This is a genomic window from Mycobacterium sp. IDUB_19, assembly GCF_055419445.1.
In genome coordinates this window covers 1-1,957 of the sequence record NZ_JBVAXR010000124.1, presented here as the reverse complement: position 1 = coordinate 1,957, position 1,957 = coordinate 1, and the positions used below count along the sequence as shown (strand labels likewise).

Genomic DNA, 1,957 nt, shown 5'->3' with positions numbered 1-1,957 from the left:
GCCGCGGGCGCCGAGGCGATCAGCGCGCCGGCAGCCAGCCCGGTAGCCAGTCCTCCGAGGATGAATTGCTTCATGCTGATACGGACAATACCGCCCATGAGAGCGGCGGGGGCACGTCGTTGGCCGTGACACAGATTTCCCGCGGGACTCCGGCGGCTAGCCCGTGAATGTCAAGAGTTAGTCGTCGGTGTCGAGAACCAACGGCCATGTTCAAGCTTGCGACCCGCGTGGGTCAACACGAGAGTCAAGGCGCGCGGCAGTACGGGTGTGGCCAACTTGAAAGCCAGTCGCGGCTTGCAGCCGATAGCAACGCGCAACAGAGTGCCGTCGCGGCCGTCTGGCTCGAAGTGGTAGTCCTCAACCCATGCGTGAAACGCCGGTGCGGCCGTGCTGTCGACACGGAACGCAAAACGTGCGCCTTCATCCCAGGCCAGTACCGTCTCCTCGACCCTGATCCCGGTGACCCGCTTTGTGCAGCGAGAGCCAACGCCGTGTGGCCCCGACGCGTGGTAGTTCCCGGTTGTGTTGAAGCCCGGGAAAAACTCGCCCCAGTTGGCCGGGTCGTGCGCAAATGCGGCGAACACCTCGCTCGGCGGTCGACCCACTTTGACGGCGGCATCAAGGCGTTTGGGAGCTGTGTTAAGGAACTCAAGATCGACGGCTTCGCAGACGAACACAAGAATTCTCCTTGCTTGTGTAAGGGAAGGAATATACGGACCCCTACGACGAAGCACTAGTGACTGAGCAGGTGGTGTTACTGGATCGCAAAAGAACACTTCAAGCGCGAAGGCGGCTGTACTTGCTGTAGATCGCCTGTGCCGCCTCGACCTGCTCCGGCCGCAACGGGACTTGAGGTGCCCCCATAGCTCAGGACCCTACAGAACCCACAATCCCGCATCGCTAAACGTCCAGAGAAGTCGCTGGCATCGACTCGTCGAAAGACTCTTTAGGTCATTCCGCCCATGTCGACCCAAATCGTCAGTGCTAGGACACCGGCCCCAGACAAGGCCATCAGGACCACATCGAACGGGCGAAGGCGCGGGGGTTCTGCTGCGCCGATCCGAATCTCGCGAGCGATAAGAAAGAGCGGAACCGTCACACTGATAGCGACGAAGAACCCGCCGAATATGTAGAGCCAGACGAATCGCAAGCCATGCTTCCTGGCTTCGACAACCATGAAGATGGCGACAGAAAGACCGAGCATCAGAACATCAGCGGTCATGTTGCGCGACGAGGCGTTGACCTTGGCATCGTGCCAGAAATGGTCTAAGAAGGCGGCGACGCCGCTATGTGTGTACGCGACGGTCTGACTCCAATTCAAGACAAGCGCGACCATCGCGATGAGCGCGTAGACGACGCACAGCACTTTGCGAGACGTGGGCATCGATGCGGCGGGCTGAACCTGTTCGGTTGTTGTCATGAAGACACGCTAGGTGAACACGACTGCTGGGCTAGAGGGATTGACCAAATGATGCTGTCGGCAAAGGCATTTCAGGTTCGACGCGTGGGTCGCCCCCGTCGCCGCAATGGATCGCGTGGTCGAGGTCGCAGTCGGTGGCGGGGGATCGCACCCCGGCGCCCGACAAGTGACATCACGAGCCCGCACGAATGCCGCGAGTGCGGCGACGCGGTGTTCCTGAGTTCGGCAGCATCGACCGGCCGGAGCACGGTGGGCTGGGCCAACTGGGCAACTCGCCGGCGTTCGCCGTCGCCGCTACGTACAACTGAAACCGAAGTCGTACGGTGGAGATGCGCCGCGGAGACTGTAGAGGCCCCAAGGATCTAGGACCTGAAGGAGAATCATGTCGCGCCATCGTGTCGTCATCATCGGAAGCGGGTTCGGCGGGCTGAATGCGGCCAAGGCGCTCAAGCGCGCCGACGTCGACGTCACCCTCATCTCGAAGACGACCACCCACCTGTTCCAGCCGCTGCTGTATCAGGTGGCCACCGGCATCTT

General features: G+C 61.3%; 3 protein-coding genes. 1 reads left to right on the top strand and 2 read right to left on the bottom strand.

What is annotated here, in order from left to right; genetic code table 11:
• Positions 1 to 170: 170 nt before the first annotated feature.
• Together ACZY0B_RS27305 and ACZY0B_RS27300 are read right to left on the bottom strand one after the other, a co-directional pair.
• Complete coding sequence (locus ACZY0B_RS27305) at positions 171 to 677, bottom strand: SRPBCC family protein (protein WP_463767346.1); 507 nt, start codon at positions 675 to 677, stop codon at positions 171 to 173.
• A 269-nt stretch (positions 678 to 946) separates the two neighbouring features.
• On the bottom strand, positions 947 to 1,420 hold the full coding sequence (locus tag ACZY0B_RS27300) for a DUF2834 domain-containing protein (RefSeq protein WP_463767345.1): 474 nt from the start codon (positions 1,418 to 1,420) through the stop codon (positions 947 to 949).
• A 382-nt stretch (positions 1,421 to 1,802) separates the two neighbouring features.
• On the opposite strand from ACZY0B_RS27300, the gene ACZY0B_RS27295 reads away from it, so the two are divergent.
• On the top strand, positions 1,803 to 1,957 hold a 155-nt coding region (locus ACZY0B_RS27295; protein ID WP_463767347.1), incomplete at its 3' end, for an FAD-dependent oxidoreductase.

What these genes read in the sequence shown, in the direction of transcription:
- ACZY0B_RS27300 (WP_463767345.1), bottom strand. Translation starts at nt 1,420, where the DNA reads ATGACAACAACCGAACAGGTTCAGCCCGCCGCATCGATGCCCACGTCT.